The organism is Paenibacillus sp. P5_B5 (genome assembly GCF_056400365.1).
The window spans coordinates 146,614-170,316 of sequence record NZ_JBFULK010000013.1; the positions used below are offsets into that span (position 1 = coordinate 146,614).

19 protein-coding genes are annotated in these 23,703 nt (G+C 42.3%); all 19 read right to left on the minus strand.

Annotation, left to right across the window (positions count from 1 at the left end; translation table 11 throughout):
- Positions 1-19: 19 nt before the first annotated feature.
- Positions 20-1,264, minus strand: coding sequence for a cell division protein FtsA (gene ftsA / locus AC1DOK_RS17530; RefSeq protein ID WP_477555587.1), 1,245 nt, complete (start codon positions 1,262-1,264; stop codon positions 20-22).
- Between the two features lie 383 nt (positions 1,265-1,647).
- On the minus strand, positions 1,648-2,439 hold the full coding sequence (locus AC1DOK_RS17535; protein ID WP_477555588.1) for a cell division protein FtsQ/DivIB: 792 nt from the start codon (positions 2,437-2,439) through the stop codon (positions 1,648-1,650).
- 92 nt (positions 2,440-2,531) lie between these two features.
- Positions 2,532-3,800 carry a UDP-N-acetylglucosamine 1-carboxyvinyltransferase gene (gene murA / locus AC1DOK_RS17540; RefSeq protein ID WP_477555589.1) on the minus strand — a complete coding sequence of 423 codons (1,269 nt, stop codon included), beginning with the start codon at positions 3,798-3,800 and terminating at the stop codon, positions 2,532-2,534.
- Positions 3,801-3,815: 15 nt separating this feature from the next.
- On the minus strand, positions 3,816-4,721 hold the full coding sequence (gene murB / locus AC1DOK_RS17545; protein ID WP_477555590.1) for a UDP-N-acetylmuramate dehydrogenase: 906 nt from the start codon (positions 4,719-4,721) through the stop codon (positions 3,816-3,818).
- A 182-nt stretch (positions 4,722-4,903) separates the two neighbouring features.
- A complete protein-coding gene (gene murG / locus AC1DOK_RS17550; protein ID WP_477555621.1) occupies positions 4,904-6,019 on the minus strand; it encodes an undecaprenyldiphospho-muramoylpentapeptide beta-N-acetylglucosaminyltransferase in 1,116 nt (371 codons plus the stop codon).
- Between the two features lie 5 nt (positions 6,020-6,024).
- Positions 6,025-7,122: a stage V sporulation protein E gene (spoVE, locus tag AC1DOK_RS17555; protein WP_477555591.1), complete on the minus strand. Its 1,098-nt coding sequence runs from the start codon at positions 7,120-7,122 to the stop codon at positions 6,025-6,027.
- Between the two features lie 95 nt (positions 7,123-7,217).
- Positions 7,218-8,615: a UDP-N-acetylmuramoyl-L-alanine--D-glutamate ligase gene (murD, locus tag AC1DOK_RS17560; RefSeq protein ID WP_477555592.1), complete on the minus strand. Its 1,398-nt coding sequence runs from the start codon at positions 8,613-8,615 to the stop codon at positions 7,218-7,220.
- Between the two features lie 3 nt (positions 8,616-8,618).
- Positions 8,619-9,581, minus strand: a complete 963-nt coding sequence (gene mraY, locus AC1DOK_RS17565) for a phospho-N-acetylmuramoyl-pentapeptide-transferase (RefSeq protein WP_477555593.1) — start codon at positions 9,579-9,581, stop codon at positions 8,619-8,621.
- Positions 9,582-9,697: 116 nt separating this feature from the next.
- Entirely contained in the window at positions 9,698-11,086 is a 1,389-nt protein-coding gene (locus AC1DOK_RS17570; protein WP_477555594.1) for a UDP-N-acetylmuramoyl-tripeptide--D-alanyl-D-alanine ligase, read from the minus strand.
- Positions 11,083-12,573: a UDP-N-acetylmuramoyl-L-alanyl-D-glutamate--2,6-diaminopimelate ligase gene (locus AC1DOK_RS17575; protein WP_477555595.1), complete on the minus strand. Its 1,491-nt coding sequence runs from the start codon at positions 12,571-12,573 to the stop codon at positions 11,083-11,085. The genes AC1DOK_RS17570 and AC1DOK_RS17575 overlap by 4 nt, the downstream gene beginning before the upstream one ends.
- Positions 12,574-12,612: 39 nt before the next feature.
- Positions 12,613-14,553 carry a stage V sporulation protein D gene (locus tag AC1DOK_RS17580; RefSeq protein ID WP_477555596.1) on the minus strand — a complete coding sequence of 647 codons (1,941 nt, stop codon included), beginning with the start codon at positions 14,551-14,553 and terminating at the stop codon, positions 12,613-12,615.
- A gap of 89 nt (positions 14,554-14,642) precedes the next feature.
- Complete coding sequence (locus AC1DOK_RS17585; protein WP_477555597.1) at positions 14,643-16,895, minus strand: peptidoglycan D,D-transpeptidase FtsI family protein; 2,253 nt, start codon at positions 16,893-16,895, stop codon at positions 14,643-14,645.
- Between the two features lie 11 nt (positions 16,896-16,906).
- Complete coding sequence (gene ftsL, locus AC1DOK_RS17590; RefSeq protein WP_477555598.1) at positions 16,907-17,356, minus strand: cell division protein FtsL; 450 nt, start codon at positions 17,354-17,356, stop codon at positions 16,907-16,909.
- A gap of 22 nt (positions 17,357-17,378) precedes the next feature.
- Positions 17,379-18,329, minus strand: coding sequence for a 16S rRNA (cytosine(1402)-N(4))-methyltransferase RsmH (rsmH, locus tag AC1DOK_RS17595; RefSeq protein WP_477555599.1), 951 nt, complete (start codon positions 18,327-18,329; stop codon positions 17,379-17,381).
- Positions 18,330-18,364: 35 nt separating this feature from the next.
- The gene (gene mraZ, locus AC1DOK_RS17600) at positions 18,365-18,802 is read right to left on the minus strand and encodes a division/cell wall cluster transcriptional repressor MraZ (protein WP_477555600.1); all 438 of its coding nucleotides are present in this window, start codon (positions 18,800-18,802) and stop codon (positions 18,365-18,367) included.
- A gap of 118 nt (positions 18,803-18,920) precedes the next feature.
- Positions 18,921-19,928 (minus strand): DUF4349 domain-containing protein, encoded by a 1,008-nt coding sequence (locus AC1DOK_RS17605; RefSeq protein ID WP_477555601.1) that lies wholly within the window; start codon positions 19,926-19,928, stop codon positions 18,921-18,923.
- A gap of 163 nt (positions 19,929-20,091) precedes the next feature.
- A complete protein-coding gene (locus AC1DOK_RS17610; protein WP_477555602.1) occupies positions 20,092-21,351 on the minus strand; it encodes an adenosylhomocysteinase in 1,260 nt (419 codons plus the stop codon).
- 27 nt (positions 21,352-21,378) lie between these two features.
- Entirely contained in the window at positions 21,379-23,124 is a 1,746-nt protein-coding gene (gene bshC, locus AC1DOK_RS17615) for a bacillithiol biosynthesis cysteine-adding enzyme BshC (protein WP_477555603.1), read from the minus strand.
- Positions 23,125-23,488: 364 nt separating this feature from the next.
- On the minus strand, positions 23,489-23,703 hold a 215-nt coding region (locus AC1DOK_RS17620), incomplete at its 5' end, for an oligopeptide/dipeptide ABC transporter ATP-binding protein (RefSeq protein WP_477555604.1).

The following is a 23,703-nucleotide window of genomic DNA, read 5'->3' on the forward strand; positions in this document are numbered from 1 at the left end:
AATGGGATATCTAGTTTTGTTAAATAAGCTCCTTAACCCAATCTTTCACTTTATCAAACCAACCTGGACCTTTCATACTACTTGTATGAGTTTTGGTTGATTTGTTAACAGATTTAGAAAAGGATGAATTGCGATTCTTCATGTGTCTTTGTACATACTGGATAATCCCAACACCGCTTGTATAACTTGGATCACGAACACCAATATAATCAGGAGCGGCAATACGAACAGATGAAGCAAGCTCCAGCTGCGCAACAGCTAACATTCCTGGCATATTCACTGATCCGCCTGTCAACACGTAGCCACCAGTTAAATGACCATAACCGATTCGATCTACCTCGGCGCGAATCATTTGGAAAATCTCTTGAGCGCGTGGCTCAATAATATTAGCCAAATCAACCTGGGAAAACTCTTTATCAACATTACTGCCGATGCGAGTTACTTTAAATACTTGATCACCTGCAGAATCTTCTATTAAAGCACAACCATATTTAAGTTTAATTTTCTCGGCAATCTCCATTTGTGTACGGAGCCCGATCGAAATATCACTCGTAATATACTCGCCTCCAATAGGCAAGGTCGAAGTAGCAACTAAATTCCCTTCTTCGAAGACTGCAATTGAGGTTGCACCAGCTCCAATATCAATTAAAACAGTGCCAATGCTTTTCTCATCTTTAGAAAGGGCAAGGTAACCCGATGCTATAGACATAAGGATTAATCCTGAAACTTTCAATTCAGACTTCTCTACTACTCGAATCAAGTTATGTATGCTTGTCTTTGCACCGGTAATAATCGTTGCATCGACTTCTAGTCTAACGCCAATCATGCCACGAGGATCAGAAATTCCCTCCTGGCCATCCACCAAAAATTCCTTAGGCACGACTCCAATAATTTCACGCTCGGGAGGTAAAGCGATGACTTTTGCAGCTTGAATCACTCTTTCAATATCTTCATCGCCAATTTCTCTATCTTCCTTCTGCACAGCGACAACGCCATGAGAGGATTGCAAAGAAATATGATTACCGGTAATCCCAACATAAACCTCAGATATTTGGATGCCAACCATTCGTTCTGCATGCTCAATCGCATTTCGAATAGATTGAATCGTTTGATCAATATCAACGATGGCTCCTTTGCGAATACCCTCAGAATCAGCTGAACCTACCCCTATTATATTAATGGATCCGTTAACCACTTCCCCAATAATAGCACGAACCTTGGATGTACCGATGTCCAAACTCACAATGATGTCATTGCCGCTCAAGCCTTGGCACCTCCTGCACTTATACAAGTGAAAATTTTTGACTCAATGTCATTTCATACATTCTGGTTTACAATAAATAAGTATTCAACACAATTACTATTTTCCCTCTTTTTTCAACATTTTTTTTGCTGAAGGGAGATCTTAAATTTAAAGTACGAATTCCAATTGTTAGCTTAGACATTCCATAATTCCCATTCTATCATTATTTCATAGGAAAGAGTAGTATTTCAACTGCCAAATTACTCATTTTTAATTTAACTAGATTTATTACAAAATTAATATGTACCAATTCATATTTCCGATTAATACAAATACTAAAATACAAGCTAAAGACAAGGCTGCCTTTCGCTTATTAGATCAATTTATTTGACCTGACTTCTAATTCACTTTTCCTTTTCCTTCTCTTTCACTTCATCTTCTGGTTTAACAAGCTCACCATTCAATAGATGATAACTATCGACCTCTAACAAGGAAAGTACACCGTTTGCGATATTATTGTCCTTTAGATTAGTGATATAAGCGGAAAGATATTGGATTTTATCAGGTAAATATTCGATCGTTGTAACCACTTCAATACCTGTGCGTGTATATAACTTAATTCGATCTGGATAAGACTCCGATGGATATGGTCTAATTTCGGACACCTCATAAAATAAATGAGGAGAAATCGTGCTCATCGTTTTTGCTAGATTTACTTTATTCGGATCAGCATCTTCCCAGCCTGACAGAATGGGCTTGTCCAGCATAATAGACAGGCCTTGAATCGGGACTATTGAACCATCTGCTAGTACATATTCTTGACGTCCATCTTCCGCAATTTGAAACCCAACCTTAGGTTGCTCACGTACAACGATACTGAGTTTACCTGGAAAATGCTTACTCACTTCAGTTGATTCTATCATTCTCATCTTATTAATTCGATCAGTGATTTCTTTGGTAGAAACACCAAAAAAATGATCACCAAGCGTAATCTCAGATGCTTGTTCAATTTGTTCGGCGGAAACAATCTCGTTGCCAGATACATCGATTTCCGTTATGCGGCTAATAGAAGAACGAAAAAACAATACGACTAATACCGCCACAAAAAAAACAAATAGAAAAAATATAAGCCTACGCCCCCTCTTCTTGCGAGGCTTGGCAGCAGGTATCTTAGGTATTCTCATCTGCTCATGCAAGTAGCGGCACCTCCTTAGTAAAGCTTATAAATTCTTAAATCCCTTCCTGCAATTCAGGAAGGGATTAGGGATTACATGTTAGTCAATCATATTTATTCGCTAAGAACAGTTGAGTACCTGCTTATGTTAGCACCGAGTCTAGTTAACATGAGTTCAATATGATCGTATCCACGATCAATATGGTGGATTTGCTCCACAATTGTTGTACCATGAGCAGTTAAACCAGCTATTACAAGTGCAGCTCCTGCTCTCAAATCTGTTGCTTCTACTGTCGCCCCGTAGAGTCTAGGAACACCGCGAATGAATGCTGAGCTGAGATCCACACGAATATCGGCTCCCATTCTGCAAAGCTCATCTACGTGTTTAAATCTACCTTCGAAAATAGTTTCTTTGATAATACTGAGTCCATCAGCTAGCGAAAGCAATACCATCACCTGAGACTGTAAATCCGTTGGAAACGCAGGATGCGGTGCAGTGACGATCCGTTCGATTGCTTTGGGCCTAGATGAAGAACTTATTTGTATTATATCATCTGATACTTGAATTTGCATACCTACACGTTTAAGTACATGAATGAGTGAAGTTAGATGTGCAGAACAAGCACCTTGAATCGTTATTGAACCTCTTGTAGCTGCTGCTGCAACCATACAAGTACCAGCAACAATCCGGTCAGGAATAATACGATAAGTGCACGGAGTTAATTTACTTACACCGCTAATGGTAATTGTATCTGTGCCGGCTCCGATGATGTCAGCACCCATATTGTTAAGATAATTTTGCAAATCCTGAATTTCCGGCTCCCTCGCAGCACCAATTAAGGTTGTAACACCTTCTGCCATAGCTGCCGCCATCATGATATTCTCTGTTGCTCCAACACTCGGAAAATCAAGATAGATTTCCGCACCACGCATACCCGTCGTATGGCAGTTGATCGTGTTACCGGATTCTTCAATCTGTACTCCTAAAGCTTCTAAACCTTTGAGATGCAGATCGATTTTTCGTTCGCCAATCGCGCATCCACCTGGTTGATACAATTGAACAGAACCAAATCTAGCGAGTAAGGGTCCCATCAAGCATATAGATGATCTCATCTGCCGCATCAATTGTTCAGGAATGTGTGTGGAGTTTATCCCAGATGTATTGATCGTAATGGTGTTACCGAATTGTTCAGATGAACATCCGAGCTCTCCAAGAATTTGAAGCATGACCTCAATGTCGAGCAATTCGGGAACATTGTTAATGGTGTGTGTACCTTCCGCCATGATGCTAGCTGCAAGGATAGGCAGCGCTGCGTTCTTAGCGCCAAGGATTCGGATGGCTCCCGACAGAGGTCTCCCACCTTCGATAACCAACTTCTCCAATATTTCACCTCCGATTTACCGCTCCCCTAAAACCAGAACCTCTGGCACAAGACGAATGTCGTGTTTATCCAAGACAATATCTTGTATCTTCTTTATGAGGGCGAGCACATCTTCAGCTGTCGCATTCCCTGTGTTCACGATAAAGTTTGCATGCAAAGTGGATACTTCCGCACCGCCGACCCGGAATCCCTTAAGTCCAGCTTCTTCAATTAATTTTGCAGCATATGTGCCTTCCGGGTTACGAAAAACAGAGCCACATGTAGCACTTTTTAAGGGTTGTGTGCGCAATCGACGATCTTTGTGCGATGCCATTGCTGCAGCAATTTCTGTGCGGTCTCCCATATCCAATTGAAAAACAGCTTCAAGTACAATACCTGGCTCCTTTTGGAGGAGTGAATGACGGTATCCGTATTGTAAATCGTTCTTCTGCATCATGATGACTTCACCAGTGTTCAAGAGTACTTCAGCCTGCTTGAGTATTCGTGACACATCAGAACCGTGAGCCCCTGCATTCATATAGACGGCCCCTCCAACCGATCCCGGGATGCCTCCCGCGAATTCGAGCCCCGTTAATCCATGTCTACCAGCTTGAACGGATAATTTAACAAACGAATATGCGCCACCAACAGTAATTTCCGTCCCCTCAAAATGAATCTCATCAAACGCTTTGCCGAGTTTAATGCTAACGCCACGAATACCTTTGTCACTAACAAGCATATTCGAGCCTCTGCCAATTACAGTCCATGGAACTTGATGTTGACGCATCACACGAACAGCACGAATAAGCTGTTCCTTATCCGCAGGGGTGATTAGAATGTCGGCAGGACCACCGATTTTCCATGTAGTATGGCAAGACATCATTTCGTTAAGACGAATTTCAAGATTTGAGTCAGCTTGTAAATCAGCAATGAACGAGTGCATGGAAAAAGCCTCCTTTACAGATCACAAGGGGTGGAAACTACTTCTGGCACTAGGACGGTTAAGTCGTTTCCACTTGCCCAGCTTCGATGTCTGTCACGGTTATAGTGTAGTTTATGTGAAATCAGAAAGAGTGTGACAATCGCCTAGAAAAGGCGCAATAAATAGAATGAGTTCAAACCCATTTATTTGCGTAACATGCTCTTGATCTCGTTAACGACGAGCACTGCAGAATTAGGTTCTCCAAGCTTGATCGAACTATTGGACATACTCTCCCAGCGGATGGAAGATTCCATAATTTTATCAATTGCTATAAATAGGCCGTCTGCATGAAGTTCTTTCTCAAGCAGCATATCTGCAGCGCCTTCATCCTTCAACCAGCGAGCATTATGCTCCTGATGGTTGTTCGTAACATACGGTGATGGAATGAGAATGGACGGGATACCGAGCGCGGTAATCTCCGCGAGGAAGGATGCACCTGCGCGCGAGACGATTAGCTTCGTCGCTGCTAGCACCTCTGGCATGTTGTGAATATAAGGCACAACATGCAGGTTCGTGCGCTCATCCGCAGGGAGCGCATCAATTGCGCTAACGGTCGCCTCGTAATACGGGGCACCCGTGATGAATAGAAACTGCAGATGCAGCAGTTTCTGCACTTGCGGTGCGAGGCCGATCATGGCCTCGTTCAGCGATTTGGCTCCGCGTGAGCCGCCTACGATAACGACCAGCTGGTCGTTATCGGCTAGGCCTAGCGAGCGTAGCCCTGCATGTCGGTCGGCATGGACGACCGACGTAGCGCGCGGGTTGCCGGTGTATACGGCACGCCGCGCTTTAGGGAACCGTGACTCGGTTCCCTTGAATGATACCGCTACAGTGTTCACGTAGCGGCTTAAGAATTTATTCGTAAGTCCTGGAAGGACGTTCTGTTCATGAATCAGAGTTGGGATTCCTAGCTTTGCAGCTGCATACAGGACAGGTCCGCATACATAGCCGCCAGTACCGATCACAACATCAGGTTTAAATTCTTTGAGAAGTGACTTTGCTCTCTTCACGCCGCGCATAAACTTCATGACTGTACGGAGATTATCTGTTGATACTAGCTTCCTACGGAAGCCGGAAATTTCAATCGATTGAAATGGCAAATCCAGCTTGGATTTAGCGACAATGTCGCCTTCCAAGCCGGAATTTGTACCGATATATAAGAATTTGGATTGCGGATTAACCTCAAGGCATTGTTCGGCAATCGCCAACGCCGGATAGACGTGACCGCCGGTACCTCCTCCGCTGAGCACTACACGCACAGCATTCACCTCGAATATCGGGATATGTTAAGTAATACGCCTATTGCGGTAAGCATAAGGGTAAGCGATGACCCCCCAGCCGAAACTAGCGGCAACGTTATACCTGTTACAGGGAACATGCCAATTACGACACCAATATTAATGATCACCTGCATAGCAATCATTCCGACAATTCCTACTGCTAGTAAAGAGCCGAATTTATCAGGTGCTGTAATCGCCACTCGCATACCACGCCAGACAAGAATCATAAATAATACAACCACAAAAGCTCCACCAATGAAACCTAATTCCTCAGAGATGATGGAAAAAATAAAATCCGTCTGCGGCTCAGGTAAGTAATTGTACTTCTGGCGACTCATACCAAGTCCGAGTCCTACTAAACCACCAGGACCAATCGCATACAGCGATTGTATAGCCTGATAACCTGATCCTAACGGATCTTTCCATGGATCTAGAAAAGCTGTAATTCGATCTAGACGCTCCGTATTGGCAAGTATAAGCCCCACAAAACCAACGATACCTGCAATTACAAAATAAGATAAATGAACTAGCCTTGCACCTGCCACATAGATCATAAGAACAGTTGCACTTACAAGCACGGTTCCTGTACCAAGGTCAGGCTGCAGCATAATTAAGCCAAACGCAAGTCCAATAAAGCCTAACGGTGGAAGAAGTCCTGTAACAAAGCTGGTCATTTTCGCTTGTTCATTCGCTAACATCTTTGCAAGAAAAATAATCAAGCCCATTTTCATGAATTCCGATGGCTGAATGCCAAAGGATCCGATTCCGAGCCAACTGCGAGCTCCACCACGCACATCACCAAGACCAGGTATGAGTACAATGATCAAGAGTACAAAGCAAACGATGAGAATCAGATTGGCATATTTCTTCCACATATAATAATCTGTATTCATCGTTACGAACATTGCTACGATTCCAAGCACTGCGAATAATAGCTGTCTCTTTAAATAAAAATACCAGTCACCATATTGATGAAAAGCAAGCACAGCTGAAGCACTGTAAACCATAATAATACCAATAGTTAGAATGAGCAAGGTCGTGATAATAATCCAAATATCAGGGGCGGAACGCGTTTTCGTCATAATGACACCTCTAGCCTTGATTCTTAAGGCTCATTCCACCGCCGTCCTGCTTGTCCGTCCTGCTATCTAATAAGCTTGGCTAAGAAATGGCCTTATTACAAGTTATGCACGGTCTCTTTAAAAATGCGTCCTCTTTCTTCATAAGAAGGAAACATATCCCAAGATGCACAAGCAGGTGAAAGTAATACGATATCGCCCTTGTCTGCGAACCCCTTCGCTGCAAGTACAGCATCATCAATAGCTTCCCGTACATTATCCCCATTATCGACAGTTTTCACAGCTGTTAGCCCTGCAAGTTCAGCAACATGTTTGATTTTATGACGTGTTTGTCCAAGTGTTACAACTGCTTTGATACGCTCACGGAAAATCGGGAGCATCTCCATATAATCTGATCCGCGGTCCAATCCACCAGCAATTAACACAATTCTCCCTTTAAAAGCCTCAATTGACTTGATTGTCGCAACTGGATTCGTAGCTTTGGTATCGTTGTAGTATGTAATACCTTCCTTCTCACAAACAAACTCTAGGCGATGTTCAACACCACGGAAATTGCGTAATACCTTAGCGATTGCCTGAATAGATACTCCCGCTGTAATTGCAACTGCTGCTGCTGCAAGTGCATTCTCGATATTATGGGAACCACGAATACCTACGTCTTCAGCTCGAATAATTGGCTCAGCAGGCTTATTCTCATCTGCGCGATACATCAGCATCCCCGCTTCGGAATCCAAAAACACACCGTGCGTTAAAGCTTGTTTCATCGAGAATGGCATGAGCTTTGCTTTAATCACCGGAATCAGCTTACGACATTCTTCTTTATCCCAATTGATGATCGCTGTATCTTCAGCCGTTTGATTAGCAAATAGCTTCGCTTTCGATGCGATATAATCATCCATACCACCATGATAATCAAGATGTGTTTCATACACATTCAGCATGCAGCTGATGCTTGGTTTAAAATCACTCGTTCCTTTTAACTGGAAAGAGCTCAGCTCAACGACCATATGATTATGGGTATCTGAATGCTCAGCTGCTTCACAAAGCGGTATGCCGATATTCCCTGCAACGATTGGAGCTAGCTTACCTTCTTCTAGCATAAGACCAATTAAGGTTATTGTTGTTGTTTTGCCATTAGATCCAGTGACACCAATGATTGGTGCTGGACATATATGATAAGCAACCTCTATCTCGGTTACAATTTCGATACCTAACTGCTCAGCTTGTTTTATGACATTTGTTGTATATGGAATACCAGGATTTTTGACAAGCAATTTCACTTGATCATCTAGTAAATCATCTGGATGACCACCGCAAATCACTTTCACACCTAGTTGCTCTAATTCTGCTGCTTCTGGACATAGTTCACGTTCTTTATTGTCATTCGCTGTAACAATTGCACCTGCTTGATGAAATACCTTAGCAGCTGCAACACCACTCCTAGCTAATCCAAGAATAACCACTCGTTGTCCACGATATTCATGCGGATGCTTCATCTGTTATAACACCTCGTTAATGTATAATGCTAATACTGCGGCCAAGAGACCAACTGACCAGAAGGTAATGACAACGCGCCATTCTGACCAACCACTTAGCTCAAAATGATGATGAATTGGACTCATTTTGAACACACGTTTACCTGTAGTTTTGAATGAAATAACCTGAATAACGACTGACAGGATTTCAATAAGAAAGATGATACCGATCACGGCTAGTAAAAGCTCAGCTTTCGTCAGAATAGCAACTGCAACTAAGCCACCACCAATACCTAGAGAACCAGTGTCACCCATAAATACTTTGGCTGGATGAGCATTAAACACTAGAAAACCTAGAACAGCTCCCACCATCGCTGCGGAGAATATAGCGACTTCCGGCTGAGAGTTATTCATGGCTATAACCGTATAAGCACCGAATGCTATCGCACTCGTTCCCGCAAGTAAGCCATCTAGCCCATCTGTGAAGTTCACAGCATTGGAGGTACCTAACATCAATATGACCATAAGTGGGAAGTAGACCCAGCCTAGGTTAAAACTGACATCAAAGAATGGAATCGTGATCTCTGTTGAGTGTCCCATCGAAACCAGCATGACGCACACGATCGCAGAAATCAAGAGCTGACCGATCAATTTTTGTCTTGCTGTCAATCCGAGTGACCGCTTGAAAGCAATCTTAATATAATCATCGAGAAACCCAATGAGTCCATAGCCTAAAGTCGCAACAAGCAAAATAAAGAACGGCATCGTTTTATCCGAAAATTGCAGCGCAGCTAAAGTGAGCGCAATCAGAATAATCGTTCCACCCATTGTTGGTGTACCTTGTTTTTTGAGATGAGCTTTGGGGCCATCTTCACGAATTTGCTGACCAAATTTCAATCTTCTAAGTAACGGAATAAATAGTGGTCCCATGATAATGGCCAGAACAAAGGCAGTTCCTAGAGTAAATAAAACAGCTTTCAATTCCACGATGCGTTCCTCCTAAATTTGTGTGAACAAGTCTCCTCATTCACTTCCATGCTCTATAACTGTAATGACATGATAATTTATCACAAAGTTACAAATAAATCCAATTATACTTTCAATTATTTGTTATCCATCAATTTCTCGATGACCTGCTCTAGCTTCATTCCTCTTGAGCCTTTAACTAAAACAACATCTTGTGGTTTTACTGCGGCTGCTAATTGTTTAGTCAACTCTTCTTTATCTGCAAACCAATGAATACGTTCTGACTTGAAACGCTTAGCTGCCTCTTCAACATACAATTTAGCCGAAGAACCATATGTAAATACCTCATGAATGATTTCAGGATTAAGTCTAGCACCAATTTGCTTGTGATAATCAGCTTCGCACTCCCCAAGCTCAAGCATATCACCGAGAACTACGAATTTACTGTCGTAACCTGGTAACTTATCAAATAAATCAAGAGCTGCATTCATGGAAGCTGGGCTTGCATTGTAAGCATCATTTAAGATCGTCAAGCCATTAGCTGCTGTTAATTTCTCAATACGCATACTTGTCATCTGTAGGGAACTAAGGCCATCGACAATATGTTCTTCCGTAACGCCAAGAACTCTAGCTACAGCAATTGCGGACAAAGCATTCGTTGCATTATGCTGTCCAAGCAGTGGAATGTAGTATAGAGGGTCTTGCTGATTATTAATTGTGAAGAAAGTACCTTCCTCACCTAATCGGATATTATCGGTATAATATTCGTTATATTTGTGTTGCCCGAATCGTATGCTTCTTATATGTTCAGGAAGCTCCAATTCATCCCTTATTTGCTCGATTAATGGCTCATCCCCATTGTAAATGAACACCCCGTCGTCTGATAAACCACTTAGAATCTCCATTTTCGCTCGAGCGATCTCTTCACGCGACCCAAGCTGCAGCATATGTGCTTCTCCAATCATCGTAATGATTGCAATATCCGGCTTCGCAATACGTGTCAAAAGTTCAATTTCTCCTCGTCCACTCATGCCCATTTCAAGAATAGCAACTTCGGTGTCTTCATCCAGTTCAAGGAGTGTCAAAGGCAAGCCAAAATGATTGTTATAATTGCCCTTGGTCTTATGAACCTTGTAAGTTGTTGAAAGAACAGAAGCAACCAAATCTTTGGTCGTTGTTTTACCATTGCTGCCTGTTATACCGATAATGCGAACCTGCAGCTGCTCTCGATAGGCTTCTGCTAGCTTTTGCAACGAAATTAAGGTGTCTTCAACGTAAATAAGAGGCATGCCTTGTGGAGGATTTGGACGATCCTTTTGCCACAGTGCAGCTGCTGCCCCTTGATTAATTGCATGGATCACGAATGCATGACCATCAAAATTCTCACCAATTAATGGGATGTACAAGGTTCCCTTTACATTCATACGGGTATCCTTAGACACGCCATATACACGAATATGACTTGCTCCATCAGGAGCTGGAACCTCTAACATCGTACAAATTTCACTTAACGAACGATTAATCATAGCAGCCCCCTGCTCTTAAGTGCAGCCTTAGCAACTAAGCGATCATCGAATGGATGATTGACCTTGCCAATGGTTTGATAGGTTTCATGCCCTTTGCCCGCTATCAATACTACATCTTTGGGGCCTGCCTCGGCAATAGCTTTATTAATCGCTGCTTGACGATCAACAATAAGCTCATATTTATCTGATTCATAGCCTGCCTCAACAATTCCAGGAACAATATCCTCTAAGATTAAATCAGGGTTCTCTGTTCTTGGATTATCGGATGTTACGTAAATATAGTCACTAAACTCCGCAGCTACTTTGCCCATCAAAGGTCGTTTGGTTCTGTCGCGATCCCCGCCACAACCAAAAACCGTAATGATTTTACCTTCAGCAAATTCACTGATCGTGGATAGTGCATTACGTAATCCATCTGGCGTATGTGCATAGTCTACAAGCACAAGAAAATCTTGTTGCCCATCAACGACTTCCATTCGTCCATCAACAACTTCAATCTTATCTAAGCTATTCTTGATTTGATCTATCGTTACGCCTTCCACTAAAGTTGAGGCAATTGCCCCAAGCGCATTGTACACATTAAATTTACCAACAAGCTTCATACGAATAGTAGCTTCTCCTGCAAAGGTTGTGACCAGAAATTCCGTCCCTTTGGCGGTAATGCTAATATTCGATGCTCTAACATCACATGCATTGTCTATTCCATATGTAATGACCTCAGCTGCTGTAACCTGCTTAAATAATTCGTGTGCTGGATCATCGCTATTCAGTACAGCAAATTGATGTTCATTCGTATCTGCATAGAACGTATTATCCATTCTAGAGAACATCAGGCTTTTGGCACGATGATAATTATCCATTGTCACGTGATAATCCAAATGATCCTGTGTTAGGTTTGTGAAAACGCCCGTTCTGAATCTAATTCCTTTGACTCTTCCCATATCTAAAGCATGTGAGGAAACTTCCATCACACAGTAATCGGTTTTGACTTCACGCATTCTACTTAAACTTTTCTGAAGCTGTAGTGATTCCTGTGTAGTACGTTCCATCGGAGTATATTCATTACCAATCTTCATTTGGATCGTACCCATTAAACCAGTTTGTAATTTCTGATCACGTAATATATGTTCAATGATATTTGTAGTCGTTGTTTTGCCATTCGTACCCGTTACGCCAATAACCTTCATTTCAGTGCTTGGGTAAGCATAATAATGACAAGCAAATGCGGCCATCGCATCTCTTGCATTCTGAACTATAATTTGGGGAACTTCAAGATCAAGAATCCGTTCAACAACCAGTGCAACTGCTCCACTCTGCACAGCTTTAGCTGCAAATTCATGGCCATCATCTACAAATCCAGTTACACATACAAACAAATCACCCGGATTAATGAGACGGGAATCAGTTTGTATACCTGTTATGTTCGTCGATTCATCCCCAATAATGCGACTAACCACAAGCGTTTGAGCTAATTCCTTAAGAAGCATACCAATTCCTCCTACAAATTTTGTGTTAACTTCCAGTCATCACCTAGTACTTCCTGATGGACTAGATAAGTATACACGAATCGTTGACCCTCGGTCTACCCTCGTTCCAGCTGCTGGTGCCTGAGAAATTACGGTATTTCCTTCACCTGATTTAACAAGCATGAAATCCGAATTCATACTCTCATAAATATCGCTAACTGTCATCCCAACTAAACTTGGAACTTCAACAATTGGTATCTCATCTATCTTATAATCTTTGGCTATTTGATCTTTACTAGGCTCAATCTTTAAATATTTTAATGAGTCCCTAAGAATGTTTTTAACGATCGGCGCGGCAACAACTCCGCCGAACTGTATTCCTTGCGGATTATCTACAGCCACATAGACTAACACTTTGGGATTATCTGCAGGCGCAAAGCCAACGAAGGATACAATGTGCTCACTTGCTGAATAACGTCCATTTACTACCTTCTGGGCAGTTCCCGTCTTGCCACCTACACGATATCCATCAATGAATGCAGGGCGCCCCGTTCCTTTGGCTACTACACTTTCAAGGGCATCTCTTACTTTCTTAGAGGTCGCTTCCGAGATGACTCTTCGCACTTCCTTCGGTTGCAGTTCTTCGGCAACGGCTCCTGTCTCAGGATTAATCCACGCTTTGCCTACATGCGGCTCATACAATATGCCCCCGTTGATTGCTGCTGCTACTGCTGCTACTTGTTGAATCGGTGTAACCGACACGCCCTGACCAAATGCAGTAGTCGCTAGCTCTACAGGTCCAACCCTGGAAAGCTTGAATAGAATACCATTTTCTTCACCACCGAGATCGATTCCTGTTTTCTTACCAAAACCGAACTTGTTGATATAATCGAACAGCTTCTCTTTACCAAGACGTTGTCCCATAACTACAAAACCAGGATTACATGAGTTCTCTACAACCTGCAAGAAGGACTCACTGCCATGCCCGCCTCGTTTCCAGCAGTGAAGCTTTGCACCAGAAACATCAATCAACCCTGAATCATAAAAATAATCATGCTGCAAATCGATTTTCTTCTCCTCTAAAGCTGCAGCGAGTGTAATAATCTTGAACGTAGAGCCTGGCTCATAGGTCATCCAAATGGGTAAATTGCGATTATAGATTTCAACTGGATATTGCTTATAATTACCAGGTTCAAATGTAGGTCTTGAAGACATGGCAAGTATTTCCCCATTCGTGGGATCCATCATGATGGCTAGCGCACTATTAGCTTGTGTCTTGATCATCGCTTGGTCAAGCTCCCGCTCCATAATCATCTGTAGATTACTATCGACGGTTAACTGCAAATTCATGCCATCCTTAGGCTTCACATATTGCTCTGTAGATCCCGGCATTTCTTTACCCGATGCGTCAGACAAATATGATACAGACCCAGCTATACCCGTTAGTCCTTTATCGTATTTACTTTCAACCCCAGTTAAGCCCTGATTATCAATACCTGTAATCCCAAGTACATGAGCTGCTAATTCACCAAAAGGATAATACCGCTTATTATCCTCCGCCACCTGTATACCTGGCAATTTAAGATCACGTACCTCCAGCGCTTTCTCTTGTGTGATTTTACGTCCAGAGGGCTGGATTTTTACACTACTTGCTTTCTTCATAAGCTGTTTATAAATCGTCTCTTCCGAACCACCGAGTACTTGCCCGAGTTTCTTAGCTGTTCCTTTCTTGTCAACGATCTGTACTGGAATAGCCAGTATGGAAGGTGTCGAAATATTATAAGCAAGCTGGACTCCTGTTCGATCCTGCACTTCTCCACGCTTAGCTGCATAGGGAAGATTACGTCTCCACGTATCCTCCGCACGTTCAGCTAACTCAGGTCCAATCATCAATTGAACATAGGCGAGTCGAATCAGAAGTGCTATAAAAATCAATGTTCCTATTGTCAGTAGAATTAATAACCTCCGCCGAACTGTGACACCACCTGTTGCTCTTGTCATCGCAAAGTCCCTCCTAATAAGACAAGTCATAACCCCTAATGAAGCCTATTCGGAATCATTAGGGGTTATGACAAGCTATAGGATTAGAGTTAACCCTTTGATTTTAATTTTGATTTTGGTTTTGGTTTTGGTGTCGGTTCTGGCGGCGGTACACTCGATAATTGATTTGGTGACATGAGTTCAAGCACAACGGTCTGAACCTCTCCGGCTCCTTCAACTGTCTGAGAAGCTACGTATCCTTCCCCAGTTACTTTATACTCAAGTCCAAGGAAGTTACAGACCTCGATTGCATCACGCTGTGACATCCCCGTAAAATCTGGAATCGCAATGGTATTGGGTTGCTGCATAGCCACATAAATACGTTCGGATGGACCCACTTCGGCTCCTGCTTTTGGATACTGCGTCACAACACTATTGCCAAGTCCATAATCAACTACATGGAGGCCTGCCTGAGCACCCTTGTTCGCTGCAGCACCTAGAGATAAACCACTTAAATCAGGCACCTTAATTTTGACAACTGAGTCTGTAACCTCAACCTTATTCTCCTTACTAACATCCGATGATGGAACACCCATGTATCTCATGATTTGTTCCATCATTTCGCTGAATGCTTTGGGTGCAACCTCTTTAGCTTTCTTATAATCACCGTCTAAATCAGGCTCATCAGCAATAACGCACATGACGACTTTTGGATCGTCTACAGGCGCATATCCACAGAAGGAAGTTACCCATACCTTAGATGAATATTTACCATTAACAACCTTATTTGCTGTTCCTGTCTTGCCGGCAACCCGGTAGCCCTTGACTTGAGCAGTTAATCCTGTTGCAATTTTACTCGGATCATCAACCGTTTGTTCGAGTAGTTCGCCTACTCTACGTGCTGTTTGTGGAGAGACGACTTGTTCGACAACCTTTGGCTTAATATCTTCGATCACATCACCTGTTGCAGGGTCAATGATTTCCTTAACAACATGTGGCCACATGAGCTTACCCTCATTTGCCACAGCACCATAAGCGGCAAGTTGTTGAATCGTGTTCGTTGTGACATTTCCTTGACCGAACGTTGCCCGTGCATAGTCAGATGGATATTTCATACTGATGAGTCCAGGTGTTTCTGTAGGTAAATCAATTCCTGTTTTCTTCCCAAATCCAAACTTATTAATATAATCTGTCAGTTTCTCATTCCCGAGCTTATCACCAAGCTTCACGAATGCAACGTTGGATGAATGCTTCAAACCATCTAGATAGGAAATCTTTCCCCAACCGACACGGTTGTAATCATGAACTCTATTATCTAACACCTGAATGGATCCAGATTGATATAATTCATCTTCTTGAAACAATCCTTCTTCCACAGCAGCTGCTAGTGTTACAATTTTAAATGTCGAGCCTGGTTCATATTGATCAAATACAGCCTTATTGGTGAAACTACCCATATCACTCGTGTTCCCATATTCGTTAGGATTAAATGTTGGGAAGTTAGCCATCCCTAGTATTTCCATTGTTGCCGGATCGGCTGCAACAGCTGTAATACTCTTGGGGTTCCACTCTTTGTAATACTTTTCTAATGTACTCTCTATAATAAATTGAATGTTTTTGTCTAAAGTTAAGCGAAGTGTCTTTCCATCCTCTGGTGGACTGAACTCGACCTTTGCATTCGGCAATTCTACGCCTTTACCATCTTTTTCAGTTATTAATTTCCCGGATTTACCTGTTAGAATATCATTATACTGGGACTCTAACCCTTGTACAGCCTCTCCCTGTTTACTGACATAACCAATAACATGGGATGCAAGTGAACCGTTCGGATAATAACGTTTCTTTTCTTCTTTCAGATAAATACCTGTGGAGTCATTTTTCTTATTCTTCTTCGGACCTAAGTCCTCTATTAATTTCAATACTTGATCACGCTTCAGCTTATCAATTTTCCAGCCTTCATTCCGAATTTCCACATCTAAATAATATTTGCCATTGTCACGCTTTTTGTTAGCGGCGTCACGTATTTTTTTCTCTAGCTCTGCCTGATTGGTATCATCTGTTTTTAAAATATCTGCTAGTCCTTTAACGACATCCTCAACAATTCCTTGATCGTTCACAATTTGTGGATTGAGAGATACCGTATACGCTGGTACATCCTCACCTAGTACTTTATCATATCGATCTACGATTGATCCTCTAACCGCCTTAAGCTCGCTCTCTCTCTCCCAGAAGCTTGATGCACTTGTTTTCAACTCTTCAGCTTTGACAACCTGAATCCAGTACATTCTTCCTATCAAAGAAACAAAAAGGAGGGTAAATAACCCCCCGATCAGCAATGTTCTTAACCGTGTTTTTTTAGTCATTATCAATCACCTCATCTAACACTTGCCACGCCTTGCTCGGGACTTACTGCCCCTTCATTCTTCGTTTTCACTTGAGAAACTTGTCCTTCTATAGGCGGCTTAAACCCATTTGCTTGTGCATATTCCTTCAAGCGTTCAGGACTTTGCATAGTCTCAATCTGTTGTTTAAGTGAGCTATTCTCAGCCTTCATCTCACTAATATCAGCTTTGGCTTTACGAATATCTAGATTCATTTGATAGACTTGCGTGTATCGCCACATAATAAAAACAAGCACACAAACAGTAAACATTACTGCCGCTAGTCGCAGTAATTTAACCCCCGTAGGAAGAGTAGATACTTGAGCAGCTTGCTTCGGCCTCTTATGTTCTACTGTTGTCTGCTGCTGCCTTAGCTTCGGCTTTGGGGCCGGAGCAGGCTGCTTCTTGTTGTCTAAGGCTAGATTCCCTTGATAATAACTCATAATATGAATTCCCCCCTATCTGTTATAACTTCTCAGCAATTCTGAGTTTGGCTGATCTTGCTCTTGTGTTATGTTCAAGCTCCTCGCTACTAGGCAGAATAGGTTTACGATTAATTAATTTTAGCTGGCCTTGATGATTGCATACGCACAACGGAAAATCAGGCGGACACGTGCATTTGCTCAAATGTCTAGCAAAAGTAACTTTGCACATCCGGTCTTCTAAGGAATGAAATGTAATGACGGAGACTCTTCCTTCAGGCGCTAAACAACGGACGGTCTGTTCAAGTGCATCTTCGAATGCACCTAGTTCATCGTTCACTGCAATTCTTAATGCTTGAAACGTACGTTTAGCAGGATGACCGCCTGTCCTTCTAGCCGCCGCAGGAATCCCTTCCTTGACTAGTTCAACAAGCTCTGCTGTAGTTTCAATCGGGCCACGAGTCCTTGCAGTTTCGATTGCCGCAGCAATTCGTCTTGCAAACTTCTCTTCACCATACTCAAACAGGATTCGAGTAATCTCAGAAACTGGCCACTCATTCACAATTGTCTTAGCAGTTAACTCTGCAGTCTGATCCATGCGCATATCTAGTTCCGCGTCATATTTATATGAGAACCCTCTATCTCCTTCATCGAGCTGAGGAGAGGATACACCTAAGTCAAACAAGATTCCGTCTACTTGAGGCAAGTCATCACGCATAGCTTGTGGAATCTGCTCTAACACATGCTCTAATTCCCGGAAATTCGATTTCACGATTAGAACTTTATCTCCATACTCAGCTAACATCTGCTTCGCATTCGCTAAAGCAATATCATCTTGATCAATACAGATCAGTAGTCCGCCCTCACCAAGCTTTGATGCTATAAGAGCACTATGACCTGCACCACCAAGCGTGCAATCCACATAAACGCCATCTGGTTTTATATTCAAACCTTCAACAGCTTCGTTCTTTAATACAGTAATATGATGAAACAAATTGTGACCCCCTAGAAGTTGCTCAAGCAGCCTTTTTACAGATCAAAATTGAAGTCGACGAGCTTCTCGGCGATTTCATTAAAGCCCTGTTGTGATTGCTGGAAATAGTTTTCCCAAGTATGCTTATTCCAAATCTCTACACGATTGGAAACGCCAATAACCGCACAATCTTTTGCTAATTCTGCGTGACCGACCAAGTTGTTTGGGATGTTAATACGACCTTGTTTATCTAATTCACATTCAGTGGCTCCAGAGAAAAAGTAGCGTGTAAACGCCCTGGCATCCGATTTCATTAACGATAGTGCTTTTAGTTTACCCTCGAGTATAGACCATTCGGCTTTCGGATAAACAAATAAGCATTGATCGAGTCCGCGAGTGACGACGAAGGATTCTCCAAGGGMATCACGAAATTTAGCAGGAATAATAATACGACCCTTCTCATCGATCGTATGTTGATATTCGCCCATGAACATGAACCCTCACCCCTTTTATACCACTTCTCACCACTTTACACCACTTCTATATGTCTTCTACACAAAAAATAAAATTCCTGCTTGACGCGCAGGAATTTTTATATGAATTCAAATTAAGTTACTTTTTTTCGACAGAATCATCGTTTGGCGGTGTCGATTTGGCTTTACGTTTGCGTAAATAGTACCAAATTGGTATTCCTATTACTACTAATATAACTATGAAAGGTGTAAGTACAGTTAGGATTATAAGTATTCCTTGCGCTATTTTCAGCAGTAATTGGATTGAAAAATCAAATGCACCTTTTATTTTCGCGAAAAATGAGGTATCTTCCGAGTCATCTACAACTTTACTTTCGGTTAGTTGATAAATTCGCAGTTCAATCGTTGAATAAGCTACATTCTGATCTAAGTAACGCATACGTCCTTTGATTTGTTCAATTTCTTCTTGTACCTTACCTAGCTCTTGAGAGAAAGCAAGTAAATCATCCGATTTGGTTGCTTGTTCCATGAAATTAAGCAATCGCTTCTCAACTAACTCCTTGGCCTTCAGACGTGCAGACAAATCCACATATTCTTCTGTCACATCTTGCCCCTGTATACTTCGCTGCTTGGCCTTATTAATCGTTTCAATTGAATCTAGTAAAGTCATAAATCCATTTGCAGCAACTTTGATCGTATATGTGCCGCCAATCTCTGTCTTGGTCACATTTTCGCTAAAGTTTAATATATAAGCTCCATTTCCTGCAACAATATCACGCAGTTCAGTTTGAGCCATTGCGTAGTCCTTCACCTGTAACACTAAGTTCGCTGTATAAATCAGCCTACGATTAAATCCGTTCTCACCTTGCAATGGTGCAATCATGGATGTTGTGCCTATCTTAATGGAAGCACTAGGTTGTTCACCATCTTGTGCTTTGGCATCTGACATATTTGTACTATCTTGGGTTGTCGCTACACTCATTTGTTCTGTTGCCACTTGCATTTCTGCAGAAGAAGATGTCGATGCTGACGAGTCCTGTTTACTACTACTACAACCAGTGAAGAGAGTGAACACAAACATGATACATATTAGTAAGTAAACGAACCTTCGAACTTGCAAATAACCTTGGGTTTTGACTAACCTCATACCACCCGAAGCCCCCTCAGGAAATATTTGTATTTTGGTATACTGACGCTGGGGGTTGCCTAAAGGTTGCTCTTGCAGCAAATATAAAGCCTTTCACACATGAAAAAACCTGTAACAAGAGCTAGCTTAGCTCAGCATTACAGGTTTTAATGGTTCTAATTTATTACTCAGTCCATGAATCCAAGTATGATTTTTGTTCGTCTGATAGACTATCAATTGACATCCCTAGGGCTTGTAACTTGAAGCGAGCAACCTGCTCATCAAGCTCATAAGGCATATTCACTACTTTGCTTCCCATTAACTTGTAGTTATCATTCACATATTTCAATGCCATCGCTTGAAGAGCAAATGTCATATCCATAATTTCTGCTGGATGTCCGTCACCTGCAGCCAAGTTAACAAGGCGACCTTCAGCTAATAAATACAGCTTGCGACCATCTTTAAGCTGATATTCTTCGATATTACGACGCACCGTACGTTTAGAGACAGATTGCTCTTCTAATTCAGGCTTATTCACTTCAACATCAAAATGTCCAGCATTTGATAGAATAGCGCCATCCTTCATGACTTTGTAATGCTCACCGCGAATTACATCTCTGCTGCCTGTTACTGTAACGAAATAGTCACCAAGCTTAGCTGCTTCGCTCATTGGCATAACTGCAAATCCGTCCATATAAGCTTCAACAGCTTTGATCGCATCAATTTCAGTTACTACAACGTTAGCACCAAGTCCCTTGGCACGCATAGCTACACCCTTACCACACCAGCCGTATCCAACAACTACTACTGTTTTTCCAGCAACCACAAGGTTTGTTGTACGGTTAATGCCATCAAATACGGATTGACCTGTACCATATCGATTGTCGAACAAATGCTTGCAGAATGCATCGTTCACAGCTACCATAGGGAATTGTAATTGTCCTTCTTTTTCTAATGATTTCAAGCGCAAAATACCAGTCGTAGTTTCTTCAGCGCCCCCACGAATTTGACCAATCAAATCCATGCGTTCAGAGTGAAGAATCTTAACGAGATCTCCGCCATCATCAATAATCATGTCTGGTTTGGTTTCCAGTGTCTTGATTAATAATTCTTTGTATTCTTCTGGAGATGGATTGTACTTAGCAAAGACAGTAATCCCATCCTCCACTAGCGCTGCACACACATCGTCTTGAGTCGAAAGTGGATTGGAGCCTGTGATGATAACCTCAGCACCACCTGCCTTAATGACTTTGGCTAGGTAAGCTGTTTTCGCCTCCAAATGAAGGGAGATTGCGACTTTTAGTCCTTTGAATGGTTGTTCTTGTTCAAACTCTTCACGAATTTTATTTAGCACAGGCATATGTGCCTTGACCCAATCAATTTTTAAATGTCCCTCGTGCGCTAGTGATAGATCGGCAACAATACTTTGCAAAGCTGTTGTCATTGACTTGAATCCCCTCTCCAATATCAACTATACATAATAAATGCGATGTTGTCCGTCTATAGGAATCGAGGTATGAATCAATTCTTCAATCCAGTCAATTCCATATCGATTCAAATAAGCTACTACATTATATCCTCTCTCCTGCGGCTTTGCGAGAGGCATTAGACTGCATGCAATTCGATCTAATCGTTTCAGCTCTGCAGCATGCTGTAGTTCCTGCGCCTCAGCTGTCTTCTTTTCATAATACCTTATCTGATCATCAATTCGTCCCAGATTCGTTTCTCCAAGTGTACTCAGCGATGGGTTAACCTCAGTCACTAATTCAATCAGCTGGCGGTATTCATCAGCGAACTTAGATCTTATTTCAGCGAATCGCTCACGGAATGGTACTTGATCCTGCTGCTCCAGCCACTCAGCCCGCCACTTACCAAACCTCTTACTCACATCATCAAAGGTTAGCCCATAATGAATCATATGTTTATGAATATTGTCATCCATGAGCGTAAACTCAAGACGCGGCAATAGGATTGGCATCTTCATACCAACTGTATGGAAAGCACGTTTGGTCAAGCCCCAATAAGCAATTTCTGCTTGGCCAAGGACGGTTGCAAGCACTGGGAACAAATAATCCTGCATGATCGGCCTAGTCATCACATTATTGCTAAATTGATCCGGATGTTCACGTACAAGCTCGATCAATTCCTGTTTTGTATAGGTTCGTGACGCTTTCTTGCTCTTGTATACTTCACCTTCACGGTGCAGCAATACACGTTCTCCACGATCAAAAATAAATAAATTAGCTGCATCTGCACTTATATCTACTTGCGGCTTATAACCGGACGAACGTAGGAGTGAATCACTATGTACGAGCGTCTCATTCACAGCTTGATTCTGCTCAATCAGTGACAAGAACATGGGCGCTTCAATAGCACGAATCGCAGGATCATCGGAATCCATTAGGACAAGACCATGATGACCGAACAACCACGCTATAATCTTCGCATAAGCATCGGTAAGTGTTGCTGATGCTTGCGTTATGGCATGTAATCGATCCATTAGACCGCGTTTATGTTCGGAATCAATCAAGCTTTCGTCTAGCTGTGTAAGAGCTTTGACCCAAGCTTCGCTATCTAATTCAAGACGCGATACCGACGTACGAATATGCGGCTTAGGCGCATCGATCTTTAATTTCTTCGCCTCTGCGTCGCCAGTCATATAGTACAAATGATTGACTTCGTCAAAGTCATGATCTTCCCCGGCAATCCAAAATACAGGGATTACCGGACGATTAAGCTCGCGCGATGCCTCACGCGCTGTTTGAATAACCGTGACCGCTTTATACACGTTGTATAGCGGTCCTCCGAATAGACCGGCCTGCTGGCCGCCGGTCACCACAAGTGCCTCGCGATCGCGCAAGCGCTCAATCGCGGCTAATGCCTCCGCCGCGTTACCTGCGCGGCGGTTAAATGCAGTCAGCGCCTCAATCAGCGCTGACCGATCTGCGCGCGGTGCAGCTTTGGCTGCAACTGCTGCTGTGCTGCAGTTGCTAACGCCATCCACCGCTCCAACGAAGCTTATGCTTGCGTCATCACTCGATGCTCTCGCTCCGCTTCGCGTGACATCCCAAGCTCGCTCCAAATCGCTCGCTCTGCGCTTCCATTCGCCTTTATCCCAAGGGTTATACTCATAGAAATCAACAACCTTGGAGTAACGATCTATATAATCTTCGGCCAAAGGCTGATTTCGTGTAAGCTTCACTGTTTCGAGCCTCATCCTTTCGGCCCCCTTCCGTTCATCAAATTTTAATCATAATACTTATAATTAAATTGTACACATCAGTTGCATACTCGTCAAAGACTATTCTTACAAAAAGTTAGTCAATGAGTAAAAATAGCCAAGTTCCTAAGTATTATCTCCTATTAACAAATACATTCTGATATAAATTCTATACATAAACGAATCAATTTCATAATACCTTCAGCTGCTTCAATCGGGAGTATATATAGATCAAAACGGTTTAATTTATCTATATATAGTTTCAATTTATCCATTTAGATCAGTTATGAAATTGATTCAAACATAAATAAAATACCGCCTCAGGTCTAACCCGAGACGGTATCCAATTAATAATAACGATCTAATATAAATGACATGAAACAAAGTGTTTCGGATAAACTTCCTTCATCTCAGGCATAGAAACTGAGCATACATCCATTGCTTTCGGACAGCGTGTCCGGAATGGACATCCACTTGGCGGATTTAATGGAGATGGCACTTCACCTTCTAATATAATACGTTCTCGGTTACGTTCAATAATAGGGTCAGGAATTGGAATCGCAGCTAGCAATGATT

What these genes read in the sequence shown, in the direction of transcription:
- AC1DOK_RS17610 (WP_477555602.1), bottom strand. Translation starts at nt 21,351, where the DNA reads ATGACAACAGCTTTGCAAAGTATTGTTGCCGATCTATCACTAGCGCAC.
- AC1DOK_RS17605 (WP_477555601.1), bottom strand. Translation starts at nt 19,928, where the DNA reads ATGAGGTTAGTCAAAACCCAAGGTTATTTGCAAGTTCGAAGGTTCGTT.
- AC1DOK_RS17575 (WP_477555595.1), bottom strand. Translation starts at nt 12,573, where the DNA reads ATGCTTCTTAAGGAATTAGCTCAAACGCTTGTGGTTAGTCGCATTATT.
- murB (WP_477555590.1), bottom strand. Translation starts at nt 4,721, where the DNA reads ATGCACTCGTTCATTGCTGATTTACAAGCTGACTCAAATCTTGAAATT.
- murD (WP_477555592.1), bottom strand. Translation starts at nt 8,615, where the DNA reads ATGAAGCATCCGCATGAATATCGTGGACAACGAGTGGTTATTCTTGGA.
- AC1DOK_RS17585 (WP_477555597.1), bottom strand. Translation starts at nt 16,895, where the DNA reads ATGACTAAAAAAACACGGTTAAGAACATTGCTGATCGGGGGGTTATTT.
- AC1DOK_RS17580 (WP_477555596.1), bottom strand. Translation starts at nt 14,553, where the DNA reads ATGACAAGAGCAACAGGTGGTGTCACAGTTCGGCGGAGGTTATTAATT.
- AC1DOK_RS17570 (WP_477555594.1), bottom strand. Translation starts at nt 11,086, where the DNA reads ATGATTAATCGTTCGTTAAGTGAAATTTGTACGATGTTAGAGGTTCCA.
- bshC (WP_477555603.1), bottom strand. Translation starts at nt 23,124, where the DNA reads ATGAGGCTCGAAACAGTGAAGCTTACACGAAATCAGCCTTTGGCCGAA.
- ftsL (WP_477555598.1), bottom strand. Translation starts at nt 17,356, where the DNA reads ATGAGTTATTATCAAGGGAATCTAGCCTTAGACAACAAGAAGCAGCCT.
- spoVE (WP_477555591.1), bottom strand. Translation starts at nt 7,122, where the DNA reads ATGACGAAAACGCGTTCCGCCCCTGATATTTGGATTATTATCACGACC.